Origin of the sequence: Haliea sp., from assembly GCF_040221975.1 — a bacterium.
In the GTDB taxonomy this organism is placed as follows: domain Bacteria; phylum Pseudomonadota; class Gammaproteobacteria; order Pseudomonadales; family Halieaceae; genus Haliea.
This window is the reverse complement of record NZ_JAVJWR010000032.1, coordinates 1-26338: the sequence shown is the minus strand read 5'-3', so window position 1 is coordinate 26338 and position 26338 is coordinate 1. Positions and strand designations below refer to the sequence as shown.

Below are 26338 nucleotides of genomic sequence, written 5' to 3'. Positions count from 1 at the left end.
CCTGCTGCTGCTCGGTGCCTGCCAGGCCTGGGCCGCTTCCGGCGGCGCCATCGCCATGCCCGACCGCTACTCGGCGGCAGCCGCCGCGCAGGTACTGGAGGAAGGCGGCAACGCCATTGATGCCGCGGTCGCCGCGGCCTTCGTGCTCGCGGTGACCTACCCGGAGGCCGGCAATATCGGCGGCGGCGGCTTCATGCTCAGCGTTGTCGACGGCGAGGCGCAATTCCTCGACTTTCGCGAACAGGCACCGCAGGCTGCCAGCCGCGACATGTACCTGGACGACGACGGCGAATTCGTGCAACGGGCATCGCTTGTCGGCGGCCTCGCTTCCGGCGTGCCCGGCACCGTGCGTGGCCTGCAGCGGGCCCATGCGCGCCATGGCAGCCTGCCCTGGAGCCGCCTGCTGCAGCCGGCAATCAGTTTGGCGCGCGAGGGCTTCGAGGTTCCGGCGGATCTCGCTGCAATGGCGCAGGGCAAGATTGCAGACATCGCGGGAGAGACCAATTTCGGCGACCACTTTGGCGCCATGAGCGCTGGAGAAATGTTCCAGCAAGCTGCGCTGGCGGCCACCCTGGAGCGAATCGCTGCCGACCCCGAGGACTTCTACCGGGGCGCAACCGCCCGCCTGCTGGTAGCGCAGATGCAGCGCAGCGGCGGCCTGATCACGCTGCAGGACCTCGCGGACTACGAGGCGCAGTGGCGCGAACCCCTGCAGTTGCAGTGGCGGCACTTCACCGTGCTGTCGGCTCCGCCCCCCAGTTCCGGCGGGATCGCCCTGCTGCAGTTGCTGGCCCTGCGCGACGCCACCGCTCCTCTCTTTGCCGGCCTGGCGCACAATTCGGCACCCTACCTGCATCTGCTGGCGGAACTGAAGAAACGCGCATTCGCGGACCGCGCCGAGTACCTCGGGGACCCTGATCATGTGGATGTGCCCGTCGCCGCCCTGCTGGACCCGGACTACCTGAATGCACGAGCCAGTGGCATCGACCCCACCCGCATCTCGAGTCCCGCAACGGTGCCGCCGGGCCTGGAGTCACCGGACACTACCCACTTCTCAATTCTCGATGGCGACGGCAACGCCGTCGCCCTGACCTACACCCTGAACTGGGAATTCGGTTCCGGCGTGGTGGTGGAAGGTGCCGGCTTCCTGCTCAACAATGAAATGGACGACTTTTCGGCCAAACCCGGCGTGCCCAATGCCTTTGGTGTGATCGGCAACGAGCGCAACGCCATCGCGCCCGGCAGGCGGATGCTGTCTTCCATGACCCCGACCATCCTGCTGGCGGATGGCAAACCCGCGCTGGTGATCGGTACGCCCGGCGGCAGCACCATCTTCACCTCGGTTTTCCAGGTTATCCTGAACCTCTACGACTTCAACATGCCGTTACAGATGGCCGTTGACGCCACTCGCTTTCATCACCAGTTGCCGCAGGCGTACTTGCTCCGCCACGACCAGCGCCAGATCAGCGCCAGCACCCGGCTGGCCCTGGAGAAAATGGGTTATGAGGTGACGCCCAACGACTGGGGCGACCTCGGCGATATCCAGGCTGTTCAGGTAACGGCTGCAGGCGTCGATGCGGCCGCCGACAGCCGCGGCAGAGGGGTGGCGCAGCGGGTAAGGGTAACCGGCGGTCCCTGACCTGACCGTGGGCTCAGGGACACTTGTAGGCGATGTACTCGCCGGTACCCTCGCTGATGGACTCCCGCACCATGGTGTTGCCGCCCATGCCGAAGGTGCGCTCGCGGGCGAGATTGTCCAGCTCTACCCGGACCTTGTTTTCCCCGCGCTTGATGCCCGCCACTTTCCAGGCGACATTGGTCGACACATTGCCCAGGCGCTGGCAATTGCCGACCGCACTGGCTTCGACAATCGCAACCGCGCGCGCGTCGTCGGGGATTTTTACCCAGGTACAGGCGGGCAATGCCAGTGAAAATGCGGCCACAGTGGCCGCCTTGAGGACAGTCGTGCGAATCATGATTTCCCCCTGAAGTTGCTGGCGGGAGCTTACCACAGGGGAGAAGCTCGCGGGTACCGTGCCCGGCTTGCCGGGCGTTACCGCGCCGCTCTCCCATCTGCACCCTGGTACCCCGGGCCACGGACAACACGGCCTGGCAGGGCGCCGGTATGTACACCGTCGGCCAGCACCTGTTCACCGTTGACGAACACATGGCGCACGCCGCTGGCCAACTGGTGGGGCTCCAGATAGGTGGCATGGTCCTGGATGGTCGCGGGATCAAAAATCACGAGATCGGCGTAATGGCCCACTGCCAGCAGGCCCCGATCAGCGAGACCGAGATTGCCTGCGGGCAGGGACGTCAACCGGCGTACCGCCTCCTGCAATGGAATCACGCCGTTCTCGCGAACATACTTGCCCAGCAAGCGGGCGAAGTTGCCGTAGGCGCGCGGATGGGTGCTGCTCTGCAGAAACGTGCCCTCGGGCGCGAGTGCCGGCGCGTCGGACTGGAAACTCATCCAGGGCTGGGCAATCTGCTTGGCCAGGTTCTCTTCCGACATCATGAAATAGACCGCATCGACCCGGCTGTTATCCTCGATCACCAGGTCGATCATGGTTTCGGCCGGGCTGCTGTCACGCATGGCAGCGACTTCCGCCAGGGTCTTGCCGGCAAGCGGCTTCAGTGCTTCGCTGCGGAAGCCCACCAGCAGGACGTTGTCGGCGCCACCGGAGGCGAGATAGATGTTCTCCCAGGTGTCCGTCGGGGTCTCGATTTCTTCCAGCACGCGGGCGCGGATGTCCGGATCACGCAGTCGCGCGACCCAGGCATCAAACCCGCCCTCCTGCACCCAGGGGGGCATGGCGGCGTTGAGGCCCGTGGAACCCGCCGTGTAGGTATACATGTTGGCACGGATGGCGACGCCTTCGGCGCGGGCTGCATTGATCCGATTGATGACCTGGTCCATTTTCCCCCAGTTGTCCCTGCCCGCCGCCTTCAGGTGATAAATTTCCGCCGGGGCGCCAGTGGCATCGGCAATGGCCAGCACTTCATCCACCGCTTCCAGCAGCCTGTTCCCTTCCGAGCGCATGTGCGTGATGTAGGAACCGCCGTACTCGGCGGCCACATCCACCAGCGCAATCAATTCGTCGGTATCCGCGTAGAAGGCCGGCATGTAGATCAGCGAGGAGCCTACGCCCATGGCGCCCTCCTCCATGGCCAGCGCCACATCCTCGCGCATGCCCTGCAACTCGGCGGCGGTCGGGGGCCGGTCCGCGTAGCCGACATGCTTGATGCGCAGGGTGGTGGCACCGACGAAAGACGCGACATTGGGGGACACGCCGCGGCGCTCGAGGAACTCCAGATATTCGCCGAGCGTGGTCCACTCAATGTCATAACGGATGTCGGTCTGGCGCTCGCGGTCCTCTTCTTTCATCGCCTCGGTGAGCGGGCCCATGGACCAGCCCTCGCCAAACACTTCCAGGGTCACGCCCTGGGCGATGTCCGAGAGGCCGCGCCCGTCCTCGATCAGGGTCTCGGTGGCCCAGCTCAGCATGTTGATGAACCCGGGAGCAACCGCCAGCCCCCCAGCGTCCAGCCTGCGCCCGGCAACGGCGCCGTCAAGATCGCCCACTGCGGCAATACGGTCCCCGTTGATGGCGATGCGGGCGCGCACGGGCGCCGCGCCCGAGCCGTCGTAGACCACACCATTGTCGATAATGAGATCGTAGCGGGCAGCGGGGACATCCGGTGTCTGCGCCGGCTGGCGCTCGCTGCAGCCTGTGACGAGCAGCAGTGCCAGCAGCGTTGTGAGCAATCGAATGGCAAGCGGCATGGGTTAACTCCTCCTGGCCGTCGTGGAACTGCATGACCCCGCGACGGGACAGTTCACGCGGAAGATCCGCGCAAATAACCCGCAAATATCGGGTTCGACGGGAAATTGCTTAATCAGTAGCGCCCGGTGCAAATGGTACAAACCGCCCAAACCGTTGTTCGCTCACCTGCCCGTGCAGCAATGCCGCATCGCCGCCGATAAACACGTGCTCCACACCCTCGGCATACAACGCCGGCTCGGACCAGGTTGCACGGTCAATAACTGTCTCCGGATCAAATACCACGATGTCGGCCACCGCACCCTCGCGCAGAATACCCCGATCGGTAAGCTTGAGATATCGTGCGGGCAGTCCTGACATCTTGTGCACGGCCTCTTCGAGGCTCAACACACCCCACTCCCTCACATACCGGCCCAGTACTCTCGGAAACGTTCCCCTGCCGCGCGGATGTTCCGGATCGACTTCGGCACCGTCGGAGGAAATCATCGCCCAGGGCTGGCGCATGACCACACGGATATCGTCCTCCTGAATTGCGCCCAGTGTAACCATGGCGTTGTCACCCTCCGCAACGATCAGTTGCCGATACAGTTCGAACGGGGTGATGTCCAGATCCTCCGCCAGATCCACGACCATCCGTCCTTCATACTCCTTGTTTTCGCTGACGACGATCCGCATCGACTGGTAGCCCACTACTTCGATCCAGCTGTACAGGTCCTCCGGGGGCTGCTCGGTGACTGCCCTGGCCTGCTCCAGAATTTCCGGTTGCGCGGCTGCATCCCGCCAGTATTGGCGCAGATCCTGTGTCAGTTGTTCCAGGGAATCCCCGGCCTCCAGTGCGCCGGTCATGATGCCCGCGAGACGTTGCCTGAGTGCCTGACCCCGTTCATCTTCACCGGGATACAGCAGGGCAATCACTGGCGCGGTGGCTGCACCATCGTAGGGATACAGATCGACGGTGACATTTTGTCCGCGCGCAATGCCAGCCTCGACCAGGTTGACAATGTCGGGGCCCTTGCCGAAGTTTGCCGCGCCCACTGCCTTGATGTGGCCCGGGTGCGGATCCACACCGGCCGCGAGGCCAATGTCCAGACACTCCTGGTGCGATGCCAGCAGGTTTTTGGCTGGGTCCCGCACATGCGAGTCATAGACGCCGCCATAGGGAGCAGTGACTTTTGCCAGGGCCACTACCTCCTCGGTGCTCGCGTAGCTGCCCGGCAGGTACATCAGGCCCGTGGACAGGCCCGCGGCGCCGAACTCCATGGCATCCCTGACGATGGCCTGCATCTGTTGCAGTTCGGTCGCGTCCGGTTCACGATTGTCCATCCCCATCACTTCCCGGCGCACCGCGTTGTGACCGATGTAGGCCATGAAATTTATCCCCATTCCGCCCTGCTCACCGAACTCGGCATAGCGTTGCATGCGCTTGAGGTCGAGAAAGCCGTCCACACCATAGACAGCGGTCGTCACACCCTGGCGCAGGAAGCCCTCAATTGCTGCGGTGGATGGATCATCCAGGGCACGGTCCGCATGCGAATGCACGTCGATAAAGCCCGGTGCAATGACCTTGCCGCTGACGTCGATGACCTGTCCTGCAGCGGCGGTATCCAGCCTGCCAATGGCGACGATGCGACCACCGACGATCGCGAGGTCCGCCGCGTAAGCATCCTTGCCCGTACCATCAACTACCGTGCCATTGCGGAGAACCAGGTCATACTGTGTCGCCCCGGCAGGTGTTGATGCCACTGCCTGGGCCTGTCCCGACTGCTCCGAGCAGGCGGCGGCAAGCATCAGCATTGGGGCCATGACCAGCCCCCGGAAAATGTGTCTTGGATTCATGTTGAAGACTCCCTGTAATTAGTGGTGCGGCAGCGCGGTGCTAGAAAGTGAGTCTCACTCCAGCAAAGAAATAGCGGCCGACGACATCGTACAATTGACTGTTGGTCCCCAGATTATTGATGAAATCGACCGGCGCAACGGGCGGATCCTGGTCGAAGGCGTTGTTGACCCCACCATAGAGCTGCAGATTGCTGCTGTCGCCCCAGGGAATATCGTAGCGAGCGCCCAGATTGACGTAGTAGACATCGTCCACATCATTGTCATTGATATCTTCGATCGTCTGGTCCGCCAGATAATCGCCACCGCCGACGTAGCGCAATTGTGCGGTCACGCCAAGCTGCCCGATCCGGTAGTCACCGGAAAGGTTCCAGCGCCATTCAGGTGTCGGATTATCGCCCGCGGCGTCCGGACCCACCACACCGGCATCATCCAATACAGTGATGCCATCAGGAGAGAACGATTGCTCTTCAACATAGCTCGCCAGCCAGCGCAGGGTCAGGGTACCGCCCATCAGTTCCGGTACTTCGTAGACCGCCTCCAGATCTACTCCCTCGACGTTCCGCTGTGCCACGTTGACCAGATTCTCCTGCACCCGGAACAATTCGCCGTTCTGCAGAGTCACCAACTCACAGAGAGCGCCAGTTGCAAAGCAGGTGTCGACAACGGTTTGTGCCGGCAGGCTGCTGATGGCGTCATCGATCTCGATCTGGTACCAATCCGCCGACAGACTCAACCCGTCCAGCCACCCGGGCTGGTACACGGCACCAAAGGTCACGGTATCCGATTCCTCGGGCGCCAGCTCGGTGTTGCCACCCACCGGCACCTGGATCAGGCGGGACACTCCCCCACTGAAGGGGTCGACCAGGTTCTGGAAGAACAGGCGCGAGGTCTGGAACAGCTCGCCGATATTCGGCGCGCGAATGTCGCGCGAGACCGTGCCGCGGAAAGTGAGATCCTGATAGGGGCTGAAGGTTGCGCCCAGTTGCCAGGTATTCTCGCCACCGCTGGTGCTGTAGTCGGTGTAACGAATCGCGGCATTGACATCCAGGTTCATGCCGTTGACGCCCGCCAGCACCGGAAGCCCCGCCTCCATGAACACCTCGGACACGTCGTACTCGCCTTCCAGCGGCACCACGTTGGTAATGAAATATCCGCCTTCCACCGCGGTCTTGTCGGGAGTGGTGGATGAGCTCTCCTCGCGGTACTCTGCCCCAAACGCCAGCGCAACCGGCCCCGCGGGCAATTCCAGCAGTTCACCGCTCATGGATGCCGCAAACACTTTCTGCCGGACTTCCCACTGCAGGCTGGCGGTGCCGTGAATATAGTCAAGAGCGGCCTGACTGGGAGCACCATTGCCAAACAGGTTCAGCGGTACGCACCCTGGGGCGCCATTGGCACCACCAAGGTTTGCCCGACACACGATATCTCCGCTGGCGGGATCGCGTACTGCGTCAATGGCAAAGTTGCGGTTGGCCTTGATGACATTGTCGAACTGCAGAGCCTGGGAGTCGGTGGTGCCGGTCGCCGCCGACAGTTCCCAGCGCCAGGTGTCCGCAAAGTCACCTTTCAGCCCAGCCAGAAAGCGCGTGGTCTCGTTGGTGGTATCCGAGGTAATCGCCCCGTGATCAAGATTGGTGCGAGCCATTACCAGCACAGGGATGGCGTTCTCCGCCATGACCTGCTGCAGTGGGTCCGGTATGAACGGGTTATCCGCAGCAATGATATCCGGACCGCCGCCGATGAAGCTCCATGGGTGCACGGTCTCGTTTCTGGAACTGGTCTTGCCCCAGGATGCTTCCGCAAACAGGGTGACACTGGCCGTGAGATCGTGGCTGGCAATGGCCATGAAAGACTTGCGGTCATAGGGCGCCGAGAGACTGGCAGGATCGCCGAACGGGGTGCCGTCACCACCTACCTGGAAGGGCAGCGCGGCAAATGCACTGGGAATCGGAAATGCACCGATGTCATAGGGCAGCCACTCGCCAGCGGGACCAAAGCGGGTCTGGGCCACAGCGGGATGATTGCCGAGTGCCAGCGGCAGGTAACCACCGGGGGTACCCAGGCCCAGCACCACATCGCGAGTGATGAGGCGTGCCGGAATGCCATCATCGGGACCGGTATCCAGCGGATTGCCGACAATCCCCCAACGCTCCCGACCCCAATCGCGATCACTCTGGTTGACGACGCCATCATGATTTTCCATGTCGCCACCGATGACCAGGTGGCTGCGGCCATCATCGCTGGCAACCCCGAAGGCAAAGGAGACAAACTCTGTCTCCGCATCACCCTCACCGGCCTCGCCATAGCGGGCATCGACCCGGGCACCCTCGAATTCGCGATCGAGCTGGAGGTTTACGACTCCGGCCACCGCGTCGGAACCCCACTGTGCGGAGGCCCCCCCGGTAACCACCTCCACATTCCGGATCAGGGACTGCGGAATCACGTTGATGTTCACCACCCCGGTATCATTGGTCGGGGTGAAGCGGCGCCGGTCCACGAGCACCAGGGTCCGGTTCGGGCCCAGGCCGCGCAGATCGAGCAGGTTGGCACCATTGAGGCTGGAGGAGAGCGTGGTGGTTGCCGGCGTGGTGGTGCCGATGAAGGAGGGAATCTCGTTGAGGAAGTCGGCCACGTTCACCAGGCCGCGCGCGTCAAGCTGTTCCCGGCTGACCGTGGTCACCGGCTTCGGCGACTCGAACCCGGACTGCAGTCGGGTCGCCGCGGAGGTGACAATTACCTCTTCCAGAACACCTTCGCCAGCACCCTGGGCCAGGACGGCGCCAGCTGGCAGCATTGACACGGCAACGGCCAGCGAAACCCCTGCCAGGCGCGAGGCGTGCTCGCGCACAGCGTGCGCGAGGCGTGTTTTCCCCAAATTTTTCCCGGTCATATCTGCTCTCCATTGTGATTATGGTGTGTTCCCGGGGCCACCGGATACTCCGAGCCGACCGCCGGGATGGATGCGAATGGGAAAAAGGTAGCACATGAATGTTGTTATAACAACATACTGGATTGGGCTATTTGCAGGGACCACAGACGGGCCCGACGGCGTTCCGGGCTAGATGCCCTGTTCGATCCGCACCCGCTCGACGTGATCCTTCAGCTTGTCCAGCAGGCGGCACAACTCCCGTTGCTCGCTGTCACTGAGGACATCGGTGAACAGTTCGGCCTGCTGGATAAATACCGGATAAATACGATCCACCAGTTTCCGGCCCTTTTCCGTCAACCAGATATAGGGGCTGTTCTTGTGGGCATGATTGGGTATCTTCCCGACCAGCCCCTCGCGCTCCAGGCCCGTGATAGCCCTGCTGATACTGCCCTTGTCCTGGTGCACCAGGCGCACGATGTCGCTGGCAGTGGCCGGACCCACCTGCGTGATGCAGCCGAGCACCCGCCACTCCCGGGTCTTGATGCCAAACCGCTTTACGTTACTGGCACTGCTGCCGAAGGCCATCAGGTTGGCGGCAATGGTGATCTGGTAGCTGATATGGGAGGGCGGTTCCATACCCTCCGTCAGCTGTTCCTTCTTCAACCTGGGCAGGGGCGCTAGAGGCATTGTCTCTCCTTGGTGCGGATCGGGCCGCGACAGTATCGCGCATTCTTCAGGCAGGCGTCAGCCATTTCGTTGTTATGACAACATAGTTGTGCTAAGGTCTCTCCCGCTTGGCGGCGCGAACCACATGCGGCCATCAGATTAGCATTTAATCAAGGCACGGGCATGTGCGCAGGGCGTACCCCGAACTTCGCGCACTGCCCCGACCTCACTGGCAGGAGGACAAGGTGATTCTCAACACAACAATAACAACGGGCATCCGGCGCTGTTGCCTTGCGGCCCTGGCAGCTTGTGCCAGCCTGGCCTGGTCGGGTGAGGCGTGGGAACCTGCCGCGGAGGAGATCGGCAATGTCGATGCCCTGCTGTCCACGGAGATACCCTGGCAGGGGCTCACCCCCGCCTACACCGTCCTGGTGGATGTCGGGGGGAAAACGGTTTACGCCAAGAGCATGGGCTTCGCTGATCTCGAGCACCAGGTGGCCGCCGGTCCCGATACGGTGTACCAGCTCGGCTCCATCACCAAGTCCTATACTGCACACCTGATCCTGCAACTCGTTGCAGAGGGCACGTTGCAATTGCAGGGAATGGTTGTCGATTACCTTCCCGGCTACACAGGCCCCGGCCGCCACGCCAGCCTGCAGCAACTGCTGACGCACACCTCGGGCATCGCCAACTACACGGCTCTCCCGGCAGGGCAGGCGATCCTCAGTTGGGTACCGAACCAGCGGGAGGATATCCTGCAATTGTTCGCCGATACGCCGCTCGACTTCGAGCCCGGCAGTCATTTTCTGTACTCGAACTCGGGCTACTATCTGCTGGGGCTGGTCCTCGAAGCGGTCACCGGGGAAGACTACTACGCTCTGTTGCAGAACCGGATCCTGGATCCGCTGGGACTGGCGCGTACCTACAGCGGGCGCTACGAGGATATTGTCGACAAACGGGCCCGCGGTTACCTGGCCACCGCCGACGGCTTCCACAATGCCGCGCCCACGCCCTATCTCACCCCGTTCGCGGCGGGTTCCATCCAGGCTACGGCAGCAGACCTGGCCCGCTACCGGCGCCAGTTCTTCACCTCCCCCGGAATAGCGGACAGCGTACGCGAACTGGCCACCAGCACACTCGTGTTTGCCGATGGTACGCCGCAAAGTTATGCGCTCGGCGCCCTGACCCGCAACGAACACCACGGGCACACCGTTTGGTCCCACGGTGGCGGTATTTCCGGCTTCAGGTCCCATCACGCCTACTACCCGGAGCTGGACATGACCATTGTCGTCCTCACCAACGCCGAAAATCCGCCCGTGGCTCCGGCAGTGCTTTCCCGCAAGATCAGCAGCATGCTGCTGGGCGAAGAGACGGTCATGCAGGAGGCACTGGTCACCCAACCCGCCCCGGAGCGTCTGCGCCAATTTGCCGGCAACTACCTGATGACACCTTTCCGGATCACGGCTGATGGGCTCTTTTCACTGGTGTACCACGATGGCGCCCTGCTGGCCCGGCTCGGCGCCGCGAATGATGAACAGGCTCCCACACTGCCTCTCACCGCTGTGGGACCCCGGGAGTTCGTGGCGGAGGGGGGCATGGGGCTGCAGGTGCACCTGCGGGAAACGGACGGTGTAGTGGCCGGGTTGGAGATCACCATCCCGGCCATGGACCGGCCGCCCTTCCCCGCCATCCCAAGCGGCGGCCGCTGACATGGCCGCGTGGCGCGCCTACCTGCTCCCGGGCCTGATTTTCCAGTCGGTGATCATCGGCGGGGGCTATGCCACCGGTCGTGAGCTGGTGGAGTTCTTTATTCCCTCGGGACCCGTGGGGGGGCTACTCGGTATCGTGGTCGCCGGCCTGGTCTTCAGTGTCGTCATGGCCGCGGCCTACGAGTTCGCCAGGGTGACACGCTCCTTCGACTACCGGACCTTCTGCCGACATTTGCTGGGTCCGGCCTGGATCCTTTACGAAGTCGCCTACATTGCCCTGGTCATCCTGATTCTCGCGGTGGTGGGCTCGGCGGCGGGGGAACTGGTTCTCACCTTGCTGGGTATACCGGCGACAGCCGGCACAATTGCCATGATGGTGCTGGTGGGTCTGCTGACTTTTCTCGGCTCGGCGGTAATCCAGAAAGCGCTGGCGTTCTGGTCGGTACTGCTCTACCTGGTCTACATCGCCCTGTTCATCATCACCTTCATCAGCTTCGGCGATGCCATCCAGCACACGCTGGATGCAGACCAGGGCGGGGAGAACTGGCTGGTCAACGGCGTCCGCTATGCGGGCTACAACATCAATCTGCCCGCGGTACTGTTTTGCATGGTGCTGCTCACCAGCCGGCGCCAGGCCATCGGTGCCGGCCTGATAACCGGCGCCATCGCCGTGGTGCCGGCGTTCATGTTCTACCTCGCAATGATGTCCCAGTACCCGCAGATTGCAGAGCAGCCGGTCCCCGCCCTGTACCTCATGGCCCAGCTGCAGACACCGTGGCTGCAACTGCTGTTCCAGCTGGTGGTGTTCGGTACCTTCGTCGAGACCGGCACCGGGCTGCTGCATTCGATCAATGAGCGCATCGATGTGCACGCTCACGAAACCGGCCACCAGCTACCGCGCTTTGCACGACCGCTGATCGCGGGAGGACTCTTGCTGGTTTCGGTATACGGCGCCACGGCAATCGGGATTGTGGACCTCATCGCCAAGGGCTACGGCTTTCTGACCTGGGTATTCATTGCCATCCTCATTCTGCCCTTACTGACTCTCGGTATCTGGAAAATCCATCGGCTATCCCTGCAAGGAAACTGACATGCACGCTATTTCACTCAAGGCACCCTATCTGATTTTCGTGGGCGATGAAGCACGCAGGGCCTACGTCAAGACCGGTGCTGGCCTCGTTCAGTGGCGGCGCGAACTTTGCGCCGGGCAGCTCAGGCTCACCGCGGATACCGCGGACCTGGGACTGCCGGACATGACAATCGAGGCAGCCGTCGCCGCGGGAGTAAAATCCGTCATCATCGGCACTGCCACGATCGGTGGCGCGCTGCCGGCAAGTTGGCAGGCACCACTCGCGGCAGCCGCCGCAGCAGGCCTGGACATCGTCGCCGGTCTGCATACCCGCCTCGCCGACAATCCCGTCCTGTCCGCTGCCGCCACCGGCAGCGGTGCACGCCTGCTCGACATCCGGGTACCGCCGGCGGAACTGCCGGTAGCCACCGGCAAGAACCGCAGCGGCATGCGGTTGCTGACGGTCGGAACCGACTGTGCACTGGGCAAGAAGTACACGGCCCTGCAGCTGGAAAAGGATATGCGCAGCGCCGGTGTCGACGTTGATTTCCGGGCCTCGGGGCAGACCGGCATCATGATCGCCGGACGCGGCATTCCGCTGGATGCGGTCGTATCCGACTTCCTCAGCGGAGCCGCGGAGCTGCTGTCGCCGGACAACAGCCCCGGGCACTGGGATGTGATTGAAGGCCAGGGGGGAATCTTCCATCCGGCCTATGCCCCGGTCAGCCATGGTCTGTTGCTTGGCTCTCAGCCGGACGCGTTCGTGGTCTGTCACGAAGCGAGACGGGAACAGGTATCGGGCTGGGAGCACTACCCGGTGCCCGCTATCGAGGACGTCATCGCGCGCACGGTGGCCATCGGTTCACTCACCAACCCGAACATCCGCTGTGTCGGCATCAGCATCAACACCTCGACAATACCTGCCAGTGAGCGCGGTGACTATCTCGCCGGACTCGCAGGACGCTACGGCCTGCCCTGCGTCGACCCCCTGGTCGAGGGAACCGCCGCCATTGTCGACCATCTTTTATCGCAATTCCGAGCCTGAGGAGCACACAAGCCCATGCAGATAACCATTGAGAAAGTCGCCTTCCCCATGGTGGCCCCGTTCGCTATCACCGGCCACGTCTTCGAATCCAGCGAGACACTGCGCGTCACGGTGAGCAAGGATGGCATCAGCGGCAGGGGCGAAGCACTGGGGGCCTATTACCTGGGTGAAAGCGCCGACTCCATGGCGGCACAACTCGAGGCCGTGACCGGCGGTCTCACCGGGGATCTCTCCACCGAGAGCATCCAGCACCTGCTGCCCGCCGGCGGCGCGCGCAATGCCCTCGACTGTGCATTCTGGGACTATCGGGCGAAGGCAGCGGGCAAGCGTATCTGGGAACTGTTGTCGATCACGCCGCGCCAGCTGACCACCGTCTATACCCTGGGAGTCGCGTCCGCGGAGGTCATGGGTGAACGGGCCCGGGAAGCCCGCCAGTTTGCCAATCTCAAGATCAAGCTGGATGCGAGCGACCCCATCGGGCGACTCGAGGCAATCCGTGCCGCCCGACCGGACGCGAGACTGATCGTCGACGTCAACCAGGGCTGGGATTTCGCCGCACTGGGGGAATACCTGCCCCACGTAGCACGACTTGGCATCGCCATGATCGAACAGCCTCTCCCCCGCGGGGAAGACGAGGCGCTGGAGGGGTTCAAGTCCCCGGTTCCCCTGGGCGCCGACGAGTCCTGCCTGCACCTCGGAGAGTTTGCTACCGCCGCCCGCCGCTATGACGTGCTCAATATCAAGCTGGACAAATGCGGCGGTCTCACCGAGGGACTGGCACTGGTGGATGCTGCCCGCAAGGCCGGGATGGACCTGATGGTGGGAAACATGTGTGGCAGTTCGCTGTCGATGGCGCCGAGTTATGTGATCGGTCAGTTCTGCCAATACGTGGATATCGATGGCCCGCTGTTGCTCAAGTCGGACATCGAACACGGCCTGGAGTATGGCGAAGGCGGCGTTGTGGGACTCCCCGAACCGGCACTCTGGGGTTGATGCAAGCGCTGGCCTTGCCTTCCACAGTGCTCGCCAGTGCCGTCAATCCTGGTCGATGCAAACGTGGTTGCGTCCCGCGGATTTGGCCGCGTACAACGCGCGGTCGGCGCGTGGCAACCATTGGCCAGGGTCGTGGTCGACGTTGAGTCCAGCCGCACCGATGGATACCGTCACCGGCCCGTCGGGCCCGCGCAGCCGTGCGCCAATGACATGCTGCAATTTCTCGAGGGCGGGAGCGATTCCTTCTGGTGGAGTGCATGGCATCACCAGGACGAATTCCTCGCCGCCATAGCGGTAGAAGCTGTCGCAGGCACGCATCGTATCCACTACGATTCCCGCGAAATCGACCAGCACCTTGTCGCCCGCATCATGGCCGTGGCGGTCGTTGACCTCCTTGAAGTAATCCAGGTCGATGAGCGCCAGGGCAGCACTCTCGCCGCCAACCCTGGCGGCTTCGACCCGTGCGGCAATTTCGCGGCGCAGGGAACGGCGGTTGCCGACTCCGGTCAGCGGATCACGATTGGCCATGATATCGAGCTGGTGATGCTGGCGCGAGGTTCGCCAGGCGAACACAAACGAGAACACCGCGACCTGTACCGCGACCGCCAGGAACGTGACCCACTCTATGCGGTCGGCGAAAATCTCCGGCACACTGCCCACCACAACAATCAGCAGCAACGAGAGCGCGATGCTGATCCTGCTGCTGGCCATCAGGAAGATGGCGATCATCAGCGAGAACAGCCACAACCAGGATGTTCCCATGCCCAGGACCAGGAACAGACCGCCGCCGGCAAGCAGCGTGGCAACCAGGTTGCCCGCCAGCGCGCTGCGCCCGGTTTTCCAGGCGTAGGCAAGGCCGCCCAGCATCACCGCAACAAGCAGAACCTCAACCAATGCCACCAACAGCTCGCCCTGAATCAGGCGATAGACGGCGAATGACCCGATTGCCAGGGAGCCGACCGCGCCAAACACGGTCAGAATGGCCAATTGGGTATCGGACTTCAGGCGCTCAAGCACACCGACGCCAACAGCAGTGCCGATTCCCAACGCTTGTCCATTGCCTGCAGGCATGGTGTCGTCATCACTCAATTGGTCGCGCACGGGGCTGACGGATGCTTCAATTGGCCCAACGGCGCGCATTATTTTAATTGAGGCCGGTTCTGCGACGGAGTGCCAGAACTCCGTCGCTGTTCTGGCATTCCAGATCATGCGAACCAGCCATAGTCCTGACCTCAGGCGACTTTTTATATTGATCCGCAATAGAAACACGGACGGCGAGTCGACCGCAAGCAGCGGGAGCCGCTGCAACGGTGCTGCTGCCAGGCGTGATCAGCAAACGTGAGGTTTGCTCACTGCTCTCCCCCGAACACCGTCATGCCGCCGCCGACCGTTCGCAGTAGCGTGATCCCGGCGAGGCCGAAGGCTGACAGACGCCCGTGGGCAGGGTTTGGGCATGCGCCTCCGGCGTCGCAATGGCTTCCTGCGGGCCTCGGCCTCAGACATTACTGCCCTGCTGCTCCCGTGCCGCCGCCGGCATGTCGCCCGGTCCCATGATGATGTCGCGGTAGGTGCCCCCCGCCGGGATCATCGGGTACACGTTCTCCTCGGCCGCGACAATCACGTCCAGCAAATAAGGCTCGTCCGGATCCGCCAGCATGCGCTCGAAAGCCGCTGCCAACTCTGTCGGCGCCGACACCCGTTCGGCCCGCACCCGATAGCCCGCGGCAATGGCCGGGAAATCCGGATAGATGTCGGACTCGCCCGGCGCCTTCACCGCCATCGGATCCGACAGGTCCGAGCCCGAGCGATGGCCCTCATAGATCATGTCCTGCCACTGCCGGACCATGCCCAGCCACTGGTTGTTGATCACCACCACCTTGACCCCGATGCCATAGCGATGACAGGTACCCAGCTCGTGGATGGTCATGTTGAGGGAGCCGTCGCCGTCGATGTCGATGACCTGGCGGCCGGGGCAGGCGACCTTGGCGCCGATGGCCGCGGGCAGGCCGTAGCCCATGGTGCCGAAGCCGGAGCTGCTGAGAAACGAGCGCGGCTGCTGCGGCTGGTAGTGCTGCATGGCCCACATCTGGTGCTGGCCGACACCCAGGCTGACGATGGCGTCGCCACAGGTCATCTCGTTCAGCAGGCGGATCGCGAATTGCGGGCTGATCGCCTCTCCCGCCGGCACGTCATAGGGAAACTGGCGCTTGATATTCGCCAGGTAGTCCAGCCAGGCCTCATGCCCATCGGTGTGGAGATCGCAATCGCAGAGTTGCGCGAGCGCGCGTGCGATGTCCGCGCAGATGGGCAGGGTGACGGTCTTGTTCTTGTTCAGCTCGTCGCGATCGATATCGATGTGGATAATCTTGCCCTCGGCGATAAAGGCATCCACCTTGCCGGTGACACGGTCATCAAAGCGCACCCCCGCAGCGATGACCAGGTCGGCCTCGTTCACCGCCACGTTGGCGACCTTCGAGCCGTGCATGCCCAGGGTGTGCAGGGCCAGCGCGTGCCCGGGCGGAAAGGCGCCGTGGCCCATCAGGGTGGTGGTCACCGGGCAACGCAGTTTTTCTGCCAGCTGCAGCAGCAGGTCGGCGCAGTTGGCAGAGATGATGCCGCCGCCGGCGTAGATCACCGGCCGCTGCGCCTCGCCGATCAGGCGGCAGGCCTCCTCCAGCTGGTTGGCGGTGAGACCGCCGATCTCCGGTTCCGGGTGCTCGACGACTGCCGGAATCCGCGGCGGCACGTGGTTGCCGTCCGCGTCGCGGGGGTACTGCTGCTGGATATCCTTGGGGATGTCGATCAGCACCGGCCCGGGGCGGTTGCCGCCCGCCAGGGCGAAGGCCTCCCGCACCACCTCGGGAATCTCGGTCACCTTCTTTACCAGGGTGCTGCGCTTGGTGACCGGGCGGGTGATGCTGACGATATCCACTTCCTGGAAGGCATTCTTGCCCAGCAGGTGCGAGGGCACATTGCCGGTGATGGCGACGATGGGCGTGGAATCGCTGTTGGCATCGGCGATCCCGGTGACCAGGTTGGTGGCCCCGGGGCCGGAGGTGGCAAGGCACACGCCGACGCGACCGCTGGCGCGGGCATAGCCCTGCGCCGCGTGCACTGCGCCCTGCTCGTGCTCGGTGCGAATGCAGCGGATGCCGTAGTCGCGCAGCACATCGAAGATTTCCAGATTGGCGCCGCCAGGGTAGCCGAACAGTACTTCCACCCCCTCGGCCTGCAGCGCTTTCGCCAGCAGCTGGGCCCCGCGCAGGGCGCCCTGGCGCTGCTCGGGACGAATCTCCGCCAGGCTACCCCCGGTGACGGTGGAAGTGTTGGCATAGGTGACGTTGTCCGCGCTCATGAGAGGTATCCGCCTGGGTGTTCAAAACCACCAATGTACTGCTTCCCACTGCAAATTATTATCCAAATTGTTTCGCGGTGGCAGAAGCTATCGTATGATTTATACGCCAAAAGCCAATTAATGGAGTTATTTCATGCAGGAAAAGCTCGACAAGCTGGATCGCCATATCCTCTACCTGCTGCAGCGGGATGCCGGCCTCAGCGCCGCCGAGATCGCCGACAGGGTGGGCCTGACCCAGCCACCCTGCTGGCGCCGGATCAAGCGGCTGGAGGATCAGGGCATCATCCAGAAGCGCGTCGCACTGCTGGACCAGCGCAAGCTGGGGCTGAACGTCACCGTCTTCGCCCGGGTGAAGCTGTCTGCCCACGGCAAGCGCTCCCTGCCGGAATTCGAGGAGCAGATCCGCGAGTTGCCGGAAGTGCTGGAATGCCACACGGTGATGGGCGACTACGATTTTCTGCTGAAGATCGTCACCCGCGACATCGACACCTACGAGACCCTGTTCCGGCAAAAACTGTCGCAGATGCCGACGGTACTGGAAATTCACTCCAACGCGGCCCTGTCGCGAATCAAGCTGACCACCGAGCTCCCCCTGGACGTCAATCAGATGACGACCTGAGGCCCGCCCTCGCCCGCCCGGCATAAATCATCCAAAATCCCGAGTATTGACCCTCGTGAACGCATAGTTAATTCCCGCCGCCTGAACTATATTTTTACTTTCCGGAGGCGCTCTCGTCTAACCGGGATCGCCCGCAGGTGCGAACCACTGCGCGGGCCCGCTTACCGTCACGCGCCGCAACCCGGCGCGAGCACAGAGGCCGACGACGGCCCGCCACAAGCGCGGAAGTCGGCGGCGGAGGAATACACCATGCCCAGAACTGGCGGCAACCAGCCCGCCGGGGCACACGGCCACCCAGGCGCCAGCGGCGCCCGGGTGAGCAAGCTGCATGTGCCTACCGGCTCTTCACGCCCCGGTGAAGTCCCCGATTTCAGCGCGCTGCACCTGGCGGGCGAGGACGCCCTGTTCCGGCCCGAACCCGATTGCACGGTTACGGACGCTGAACCCCTCGCCCGCGGCCTGGTCCGGGTGCTGGATGACGAGGGCGTGGCCGATGGCCCCTGGCTGCCCGAGCTGACGGATGAGCAGCTGCTGCAGGGCCTGCATCACATGCTGCACGTGCGCGCCTACGATGAGCGCATGTTCCGGATGCAGCGCCAGGGCCAGCTCTCGTTCTACATGAAGTCCACCGGCGAAGAAGCCGTGGCAGTGGCCCAGGGCATGGCACTGGACAGCGGCGACATGCTGTTTCCCGCCTATCGCCAGCAGGGGCTGCTGTTTGTACGCGGGCGCAACGTGGTGGACATGATGTGCCACTGCATCTCCAACGCCCGCGACAACTGCAAGGGCCGCCAGATGCCGGTGTTCTACACCTGGAAGGACGGCAACTTCTTCAGCATATCCGGCAACCTCGCCACCCAGTACAGCCAGGCCGTGGGCTGGGCCATGGCCGCCGCCTACAAGGGCGAGGATCACATCGCCGCGACCTGGGTCGGGGACGGCAGCACCGCGGAAGCCGATGTCCACAACGCCATGCTGTTCGCCGCGACCTATCGGGCCCCGGTGATTCTCAATATTGTCAACAACCAGTGGGCGATCTCCACCCCACAGTCCTTCGCCGCCACTGGCACCACCTTTGCCGCCCGGGGGCTGGGCTACAACATTCCCGGTATCCGCGTGGACGGCAATGATTTCCTGGCGGTTTACGCAGTCACCGACTGGGCGGCCCAGCGTGCGCGCCGCGGACTCGGCCCCACCGTGATCGAACTGGTGACCTACCGGGTCGCCGGTCACTCCACCAGCGACAACCCGGACGCCTATCGGGCCCGCGAGGAAAGCGCCGCCTGGCCCCTGGGCGACCCGGTGACGCGCCTGAAACAGCACCTGATCGGCCGCGGTCTCTGGAGCGAACAACGGCAGCAGGCGCTGGAAACCGAACTGAAGGAAGCGATTACCCGCGACTGGAAGCAGGCCCTGTCCCACGGTTCCCTGGAGGACGGCCCCCACTGGCCGGTGACAACGATGTTCGACGATGTGTTCCAGCACCTGCCCGCCCACCTGCTGCGCCAGCGGCAGCAACTGGAGGACGAGGGATGAGCCCAGCCGCCCGCATCGCCACCGAGCCGCAACAGCCCGCTGCCGAGCGCAAGACCATGAGCATGGTCCAGGCCATCAATTCGGCCCTGGACTGCACCATGGCCGCGGACCCCGCGGTACTGGTGATGGGAGAGGACGTGGGCTTTTTCGGCGGTGTATTCCGCTGCACCGAAGGTCTGTACGACAAGTACGGCGCTCACCGTGCGCTGGATACCCCGATCGCCGAAGGCGGAATCGTCGCCGCCGCCATCGGCATGGGCGTCAATGGCCTGCGCCCCGTGGTGGAAATGCAGTTTGCCGATTATATCTACCCCGCCATCGACCAGATCATCAGCGAACTGGCGCGCCTGCGCCATCGCAGCGGCGGCGAGTTCTTCGCCCCGGTCACCATCCGCGCACCCTGTGGCGGCGGGATCCGTGGCGGCCAGACCCACTCCCAGAGCCCGGAGGGGATTTTCACCCACGTCTGTGGCCTGAAAACTGTTATCCCGTCCAATCCCTACGATGCCAAGGGCCTCTTGATCAGTGCCATCGAGGACGACGATCCGGTCATGTTCTTCGAACCCAAGCGGATCTACAACGGCCCCTTCCACGGGCACGACAGTGGCGCCGGCAGCGGCAGCTGGAGCGACCACCCGCTGGGGCAGGTGCCAACCGGCCACTACCGCATTCCCCTGGGCAAGGCGGCAACCATCCGCAGCGGGCGCCAGGTCACCGTGCTGGCCTACGGCACCATGGTGCACGTGGCCGCGGAGGCGATCCGCGCCAGCGGCATCGATGCGGAACTGCTGGATCTGCGCAGCCTGCTGCCCCTGGACATCGAGGCAGTGGCGGCGTCGGTGCAAAAAACCGGCCGCTGCGTGGTCATCCACGAGGCCACCCGCACCAGCGGCTACGGCGCGGAGCTGGTGGCGGAAGTCCAGGAAACCTGCTTCTGGCACCTGCGAGCCCCCATCGAAAGAGTCACGGGCTGGGATACGCCCTACCCGCACGCTTTTGAGTGGGAGTACTTCCCCAGCCAGCGGCGCATAATCGATGCCCTGCAACGCACCCTGGCGTATCACTGAGACGGCAGGCGACCGACTATGGGTACATTCAGTTTCAAGCTACCGGACCTCGGCGAAGGCATCGTCGAATCCGAGATCAGCAAATGGCATGTGGCGGTCGGCGACACGGTCAGCGAAGACCAGCACATCGCCGATGTGATGACCGACAAGGCCGTGGTGGAGGTTACCGCCCCGGTCGACGGCGTGGTGACGGCGCTGGCCTGTGCTGCCGGTGAGATCCTGGCGGTGGGCCGGGAACTGATCCGCTTCGAGGTCGAGGGCAGCGGCAATACCGCCGCCGGGCAGAGCCCTGCGGAACCGGCACCAGTGCAGCACGCAACGGCACCGGCTGCGCCCGCTGGCAACGACGGGGACAGCGACGCCGCTGTAGATCGTGCACAAGCAGTCGAAGGCGCGGAGGACACGCCGGACACGGATACAACAGACAGGGTTGCAGCAGCGCCTGCCCGCGCTGCACAACGTGAAACAGGCCCACCGCAGACGGCGCCGATCACCCCTGCCCTGCCGCACCGCACTGTGCTGACCTCACCCTCGGTGCGGCAGCGGGCGCGGGAACAGGGCATCGACCTCAGCCTGGTGCCGGGCAGTGGCCGCGACGGCAGGATTGACAACCGCGACCTGGACGCTTTCCTCGAGGCCATGGGAAGGCTGGCCGCCACGGGCCAGCGACACCCGCGCAGCGGCAGCAGGGAGACGCCGATCACCGGCCTGCGCCGAGTCATCGCCCGCAAGATGGCAGCGGCGAAGCGAACGATTCCGCACTACTCCTATATCGAAGAGATAGACCTCACCCAGCTGGAAGAGCTGCGCGCACAGCTCAACGAGACCCGCGGCAGCGAGCAACCGAAACTGACCCTGCTGCCTTTCATCATGCTGGCCCTGGTGCGGGTGCTGCCGCGTTTCCCGCAGTGCAATGCGCAGTTCAATTCCGAGACCGAGGTGCTGACCGAGCACGAGGCCATCCACATCGGCATTGCCACCATGACCAAAAACGGACTGCTGGTACCGGTGGTACGCCACGCCGAGGCACTGGACCTGTGGCAAGCGGCGGGGGAACTGGCCCGCCAGACAGCGGCGGCCCGCGAGCAGCGCAGCGCGGCCGCGGACCTGCAGGGCTCCACCATCACCCTCACCAGCCTGGGGGCGATCGGCGGAATTGCCACCACCCCGGTCATCAACGCCCCCGAAACCACCATCATCGGCATCAACAAATTGCAGCAGCGGCCAATGGTGCGCCAGGGCAATATTGTCGTGCGCAACATGATGAACCTGTCGGCCTCCTTCGATCACCGCGTGGTTGACGGCTACGACGGCGCGCAACTGATACAGGCCCTGAAGCAGCTGCTGGAGCACCCCGGAGCTATTTTTGTCCCGGATCAGCCCTGCAATGAATAACACAGGCTTTCGCTCACTCCGGTGCCAGGACGACGCCCTGAGAGGCGACCTTCGAGACCGTATGCGACATGGATGTCGCATCCGAGCCCCCAGCGATGGGTTTACGGCGTGTCGCGAAGGTCGCTTCCCAGGGTGTCGGCCGAGACTAGAGATAGAGGGAACGGAGAAGAGATGAAATTATCCGCCTTCGGCGACAAGTTCGCCGGCCAGTCAGGCATCGTCGAGTTGATGAGCGACCTGGGCAGCGCGCTGAATGAAAACCCCGACATGATCTTCATGGGCGGCGGCAATCCCGGCCGTCTGGCCGAGGTGGAGGCGGTTTTCCAGCAGCGCCTGGAGGCGCTGATGCGGGACCCCGCCGGGCGCCACAGCCTGTTCGGAATCTACCAGTCGCCCCAGGGCGACCTGGAATTCCGGCAGCAGCTTGCGGCGTTCCTGCGAGCGCAGTTTGGCTGGGAGCTGGGCGCAGCCAACGTCGCGATTGCCAACGGCAGCCAGTCGGCGTTCTTTATCCTGTTCAACATGCTGGCCGGCGCCATGAGCGATGGCAGCCGGCGCGCCATTCACCTGCCGCTCGCGCCCGAATATCTGGGCTATGCCGATGCCGGCCTCAGCGAACCCTTTTTTACCGCGACCCGGCCGGGCATCGAACTGCTGGAGGGGCGGCAGTTCAAGTATCGCGTGGACTTTTCTTCGCTGCACCTGGACCAGCACACCGCGGCGCTGTGTGTATCACGGCCCACCAACCCCACCGGCAACGTGCTCACGGATGACGAGGTCGCCCACCTCGATGCGATAGCCCGCGAACGGGATATCCCGCTGATTATCGACGGCGCCTACGGCCTGCCCTTCCCCAATATCAGTTTCGTTGCCGCCACCCCGCACTGGAACGACAACACCATCCTCGTACTGAGCCTGTCCAAACTGGGCCTGCCCGGCGTGCGCACCGGCATCATCGTGGCCCGCGAGGACATCATCGACGCCTATACCAACGCCAATACCATCGTCAATCTGGCCTGCGGCACTCTGGGACCGGCGATTGCGAAAGCCCTGTTTCGCAGTGGCGAGATCCTGTCCCTGACCCGGGACCATGTCACCCCCTTCTACCGCGACCGCTCACAGCAAACCCTGCAGTGGTTCCGCGAGGCGCTGGGCGACCTGCCCTGGCGCTGCCACAAGCCCGAGGGCGCGATCTTTCTGTGGTTGTGGTTTGAAGGATTGCCGATCACCAGCCAGGAACTCTACCAGCGCCTGAAACGGCGCGGGGTGCTGATTGTGCCGGGCCACAACTTTTTCGTCGGTCTCGCGGATGACTGGCCCCACAAGCAGGAGTGCATCCGGGTCTCCTACGCCCAGGACGCCGCCGTGGTAAAGCAGGGTGTACAGCTGATCGCGGAAGAGGTCAGGCTCGCCTACGAGGGCCGCTGAGCGCCAGGTTGCCGGCGAGGCTGCTGTTTATTGGTGCGCGTCAGCCAGCGCCTGGTATTCGGCCGGCAACGGCACCATCCAGCCAAAGGGGTCTGCCGCCCTGCCCTCCTGAATATCGAGCAGTTCCTCCCGCAGGAGGGCAGTGATTTCGCCCTCCGCCTGAGGCAGTGCATAGCGGGTGCCGTCCGCCTCCCCCAGTTCCCGGATCGGGGCAACAATCGCAGCGGTGCCGCAGGCAAAGCACTCGCTGCAGCGCCCCGCGTCGATCCAGCCCAGCAGCTCGTCAATGGCAATAGACGTTTCCTCCACTTCCAGCCCCGCGCTGCGCGCCAGCCGGATCACCGAATCGCGGGTAATGCCCGCCAGGATCGAGTCGGTCAACACCGGGGTCAGCAGGCGGCCATCGACCACGGCGAAAAAGTTCATGCCACTGAGTTCCTCAATAGTGCGACGCTGCCGAGGATCCAGCCACAGGGTGAGGTCGTAGCCCAGCTCCGCGCAGCGGGCGGCGGATTGCAGCGCACAGGCATAGTTGCCACCGACCTTGGCAGCGCCAATGCCGCCCCCGGCCACCCGGGATTCACCGCGCTCGATCAGCAGGCTCATGCTGCCTGCGTGATAGGCCTGGGAGGGGCTCGCGATCACCATGAAGCTGACCTCACGCGATGCGGCCATGCCCAGGTTGCTCTCGGTACCGAACAGGAAGGGACGCAGGTACAGGGATTGGCCGCTGGAACGGGGGATAAAGGCTTGGTTTAGCGCGGTGACACCGAACACACCGTCCAGGAACAGGGACTCCGGCAGCGGCGGCAGACACAGCCGCGCGGCGGAGGCATTCAACCGCCGCCAGTTCATGCTCGGGCGAAACAGGGCCGTGGGCTGCTCGCCGACCCGGTAGGCCTTCTGGCCCTCGAAAGCTTCCTGGGCGTAGTGCAGCACCTTGGCGCCGGGGTCAATGCTGATCGGGCCGTAGGGCTGGAACTGACCGCACTGCCAACCCCCGTCGCGGTAGTCGGCGCGGAACATGGCGGGCGCGAACACCGAGCCGAAACCCAGGATATCGGGGAGGCTGAAAGCGGCAACGGCTTCCGCCAGGTTCTCGTGCAGGGAAATGCGCTGAAGCGGGCTGTCCCCGAATGCGGATATCTGGTGCATGCTGGCTCCTTGTCTTATGCCGATAACAATAACCGGATGCTGCCGCAAAAGCTTGCCGCAATGAGTCGGAATTGACTCGCGCGACGCATAGTTTATTCGCAGACAGTGGAGCATACGCCAGGAGTATGTGGCGCGAATAAAGACAACGGCCCCCGCGCGGTCGGCCACACTCAACAAAGTCTCAACCGAGGGCAACAACCCGGGGCGGCGTCATTGCCAGCCTGATCGATATCGCCGGTGACTTTGCGCCGAGCAAGCGACTCATACGCAGCTTAGGAAGTTTCAGGACCGGCGTCAGCACTCATACTATCGCTATTGGTTGAGACTGTGAGGGAAATGCCCTAGTTCCGCGTCGGGACACCTGTGCAATCACTATTCTCGCAACGATTCGGACTCTAGGCTAATCTTGCGCCAACGCTCAACGTTCGTGGGTAATTATGCAGCCACACCCCAGCGATACGCCCCTCCCCCTCATCGGCGTGGCCGAACTCCGCGAGGTGCTTGGCCTGGGCGACACTCCGGCCAGCACGCTCAGGGTACTGACGGCCGCCGGACTGCCTCCCAACGCCCTGGCCGACCCGCGGGGCTATCTGGGTGTGGACGCAGTCTGGCGGCTGTTCTCGGCGCAGATAGCAGCTACCGGAGACGAACTGCTGGGTCTCGGCACACATCCCCACCCGGCAGGCGTTACCGAAGTGATAGTCGCCCGCTGCATGCACGCAAGCTCCCTGGAGCAGGCTATCGGCTTGTTCTGCGAGACTGCCAACCTGCTGCTACGGGACCTGCGCCTTTCATTCAAACCACGCCACAATGAATTGCTGCTGAACGCGGTCTTTCCGCACCAGATCGACCGCCGCCACCAGTTGTGGCTGGAGATTGCCTGCATGCCCTGGCACTGCACGTTCTGCTGGTTGAGCGGCAGGCTGCTACCGCTGGCGCGATTCGTCACTCATCCATCCCGGCGCAGCGCGGGCACACAGTTGCTCGCTATGTTCGGCTGCCCGGTAGAGTATCACGGTGACGGTATTACGCTTGTATATCAGCGCGAAACGCTGGCGGGCACATTTTCTCCTCCGCCCCTGGTACATTGGCGTCAGCGCATTTACGATCTGCTGCTGGAGCAGATACGGGGAAGGCAGGCCAGCCTGGCACAGAGGGATATCGTCACCTACGTCGATCGTGCACTTCGGCAGGGCGTGATGGATCAGGCAGCCATTGCCACCTCCGCGGGCATGAGCCTGGCGACCTTGCGCAGGCATCTGGCGCGTCGCGATCAGGACTTTCGCAGTATGCGTGACGCGGTCAGGGATGAACACGCATTGCAACTTCTGCACGCCGGACATACCGATGAAGCGATTGCCGGGCGCCTCGGCTTCTCAGAGGCACGCAGTTTTCGCCGCTCATTCAGACGACTTCATGGAGAATCCCCCGCAACCGCTCGGCGCCGGATCCGCAATGGTGCTGAGCGGTAAAGACCCCTTCATGTTGCGCGGTCTCGTCCTGTCCGCGTAACGCTTCACGTGTGAGAGTGCTTCCATATCAATAAAATCGGGAGCACGCCCATGCAATCGCCTCTTTACTCTCGCAGCCGCCTCAGCCTCGCCTTTGCCGGCGTCCTGCTGGCATCCACGCCAACAGCCTTCGCGCAACTGGAGGAGGTTATCGTCACTGCGCAGAAACGCGCACAGTCCGAGCAGGACATCGGCATGGCGATCAGCTCCGCCAGCGGTCTCGCCCTCAGGGAACGCCGAATCGAGTCTCCTCTGGATCTGCAGGCCATCAGCCCGAATATCAATATCAAGGAGATCTCG

The 26338-nt window shown here is 63.6% G+C and carries 18 protein-coding genes and 2 pseudogenes; 12 read left to right on the top strand and 8 right to left on the bottom strand.

Annotated elements, in window-relative coordinates:
• Nucleotides 1-55 precede the first annotated feature (55 nt).
• The gene (gene ggt / locus RLO07_RS14730; protein ID WP_462292898.1) at nt 56-1639 is read left to right on the top strand and encodes a gamma-glutamyltransferase; all 1584 of its coding nucleotides are present in this window, start codon (nt 56-58) and stop codon (nt 1637-1639) included.
• Between the two features lie 13 nt (nt 1640-1652).
• On the opposite strand, the gene RLO07_RS14725 is transcribed toward ggt, so the two are convergent.
• The 5 genes and pseudogenes from RLO07_RS14725 to RLO07_RS14705 all read right to left on the bottom strand — a co-directional run bounded on the left by RLO07_RS14725 (nt 1653) and on the right by RLO07_RS14705 (nt 9177).
• Entirely contained in the window at nt 1653-1976 is a 324-nt protein-coding gene (locus tag RLO07_RS14725; protein ID WP_462292897.1) for a DUF4156 domain-containing protein, read from the bottom strand.
• Between the two features lie 179 nt (nt 1977-2155).
• Nucleotides 2156-3787, bottom strand: a pseudogene (locus RLO07_RS14720) (N-acyl-D-amino-acid deacylase family protein); the annotation flags it as partial.
• Between the two features lie 109 nt (nt 3788-3896).
• On the bottom strand, nt 3897-5621 hold the full coding sequence (locus RLO07_RS14715) for an N-acyl-D-amino-acid deacylase family protein (protein WP_462292896.1): 1725 nt from the start codon (nt 5619-5621) through the stop codon (nt 3897-3899).
• Between the two features lie 40 nt (nt 5622-5661).
• On the bottom strand, nt 5662-8511 hold the full coding sequence (locus RLO07_RS14710) for a TonB-dependent receptor (protein ID WP_462292895.1): 2850 nt from the start codon (nt 8509-8511) through the stop codon (nt 5662-5664).
• A gap of 168 nt (nt 8512-8679) precedes the next feature.
• Nucleotides 8680-9177, bottom strand: coding sequence for a MarR family winged helix-turn-helix transcriptional regulator (locus RLO07_RS14705; protein ID WP_462292894.1), 498 nt, complete (start codon nt 9175-9177; stop codon nt 8680-8682).
• A gap of 224 nt (nt 9178-9401) precedes the next feature.
• Between RLO07_RS14705 and RLO07_RS14700 the strand changes: the two genes are divergently transcribed.
• The 4 genes from RLO07_RS14700 to RLO07_RS14685 are packed head-to-tail and all read left to right on the top strand — an operon-like array spanning nt 9402 to nt 13972.
• Nucleotides 9402-10865, top strand: coding sequence for a serine hydrolase domain-containing protein (locus tag RLO07_RS14700; RefSeq protein ID WP_462292893.1), 1464 nt, complete (start codon nt 9402-9404; stop codon nt 10863-10865).
• A gap of 1 nt (nt 10866) precedes the next feature.
• Nucleotides 10867-11955: a YkvI family membrane protein gene (locus RLO07_RS14695; protein ID WP_462292892.1), complete on the top strand. Its 1089-nt coding sequence runs from the start codon at nt 10867-10869 to the stop codon at nt 11953-11955.
• A gap of 1 nt (nt 11956) precedes the next feature.
• Entirely contained in the window at nt 11957-12979 is a 1023-nt protein-coding gene (locus RLO07_RS14690; protein ID WP_462292891.1) for a DUF1611 domain-containing protein, read from the top strand.
• Between the two features lie 15 nt (nt 12980-12994).
• On the top strand, nt 12995-13972 hold the full coding sequence (locus RLO07_RS14685; protein ID WP_462292890.1) for a dipeptide epimerase: 978 nt from the start codon (nt 12995-12997) through the stop codon (nt 13970-13972).
• 42 nt (nt 13973-14014) lie between these two features.
• On the opposite strand, the gene RLO07_RS14680 is transcribed toward RLO07_RS14685, so the two are convergent.
• Both RLO07_RS14680 and ilvB read right to left on the bottom strand, forming a co-directional pair.
• Nucleotides 14015-15181: a GGDEF domain-containing protein gene (locus RLO07_RS14680; protein ID WP_462292889.1), complete on the bottom strand. Its 1167-nt coding sequence runs from the start codon at nt 15179-15181 to the stop codon at nt 14015-14017.
• 286 nt (nt 15182-15467) lie between these two features.
• On the bottom strand, nt 15468-17327 hold the full coding sequence (ilvB, locus tag RLO07_RS14675) for a biosynthetic-type acetolactate synthase large subunit (RefSeq protein ID WP_462292888.1): 1860 nt from the start codon (nt 17325-17327) through the stop codon (nt 15468-15470).
• 133 nt (nt 17328-17460) lie between these two features.
• Between ilvB and RLO07_RS14670 the strand changes: the two genes are divergently transcribed.
• The 5 genes from RLO07_RS14670 to RLO07_RS14650 all read left to right on the top strand — a co-directional run bounded on the left by RLO07_RS14670 (nt 17461) and on the right by RLO07_RS14650 (nt 23372).
• Nucleotides 17461-17946, top strand: a complete 486-nt coding sequence (locus RLO07_RS14670; RefSeq protein WP_462292887.1) for an Lrp/AsnC family transcriptional regulator — start codon at nt 17461-17463, stop codon at nt 17944-17946.
• 249 nt (nt 17947-18195) lie between these two features.
• Entirely contained in the window at nt 18196-19482 is a 1287-nt protein-coding gene (locus tag RLO07_RS14665; RefSeq protein ID WP_462292886.1) for a thiamine pyrophosphate-dependent enzyme, read from the top strand.
• Nucleotides 19479-20549: an alpha-ketoacid dehydrogenase subunit beta gene (locus RLO07_RS14660; RefSeq protein ID WP_462292885.1), complete on the top strand. Its 1071-nt coding sequence runs from the start codon at nt 19479-19481 to the stop codon at nt 20547-20549. Before RLO07_RS14665 ends, RLO07_RS14660 begins: the two co-directional genes overlap by 4 nt.
• Before the next feature lie 18 nt (nt 20550-20567).
• Nucleotides 20568-21944, top strand: a complete 1377-nt coding sequence (locus RLO07_RS14655; RefSeq protein WP_462292884.1) for a dihydrolipoamide acetyltransferase family protein — start codon at nt 20568-20570, stop codon at nt 21942-21944.
• A 171-nt stretch (nt 21945-22115) separates the two neighbouring features.
• Nucleotides 22116-23372 carry a valine--pyruvate transaminase gene (locus RLO07_RS14650; RefSeq protein WP_462292883.1) on the top strand — a complete coding sequence of 419 codons (1257 nt, stop codon included), beginning with the start codon at nt 22116-22118 and terminating at the stop codon, nt 23370-23372.
• 27 nt (nt 23373-23399) lie between these two features.
• On the opposite strand, the gene RLO07_RS14645 is transcribed toward RLO07_RS14650, so the two are convergent.
• A complete protein-coding gene (locus RLO07_RS14645) occupies nt 23400-24527 on the bottom strand; it encodes a branched-chain amino acid aminotransferase (RefSeq protein WP_462292882.1) in 1128 nt (375 codons plus the stop codon).
• 437 nt (nt 24528-24964) lie between these two features.
• On the opposite strand from RLO07_RS14645, the gene RLO07_RS14640 reads away from it, so the two are divergent.
• Together RLO07_RS14640 and RLO07_RS14635 are read left to right on the top strand one after the other, a co-directional pair.
• Nucleotides 24965-25999 (top strand): AraC family transcriptional regulator ligand-binding domain-containing protein, encoded by a 1035-nt coding sequence (locus tag RLO07_RS14640; RefSeq protein WP_462292881.1) that lies wholly within the window; start codon nt 24965-24967, stop codon nt 25997-25999.
• A 90-nt stretch (nt 26000-26089) separates the two neighbouring features.
• Nucleotides 26090-26338, top strand: a pseudogene (locus RLO07_RS14635) (TonB-dependent receptor); the annotation flags it as partial.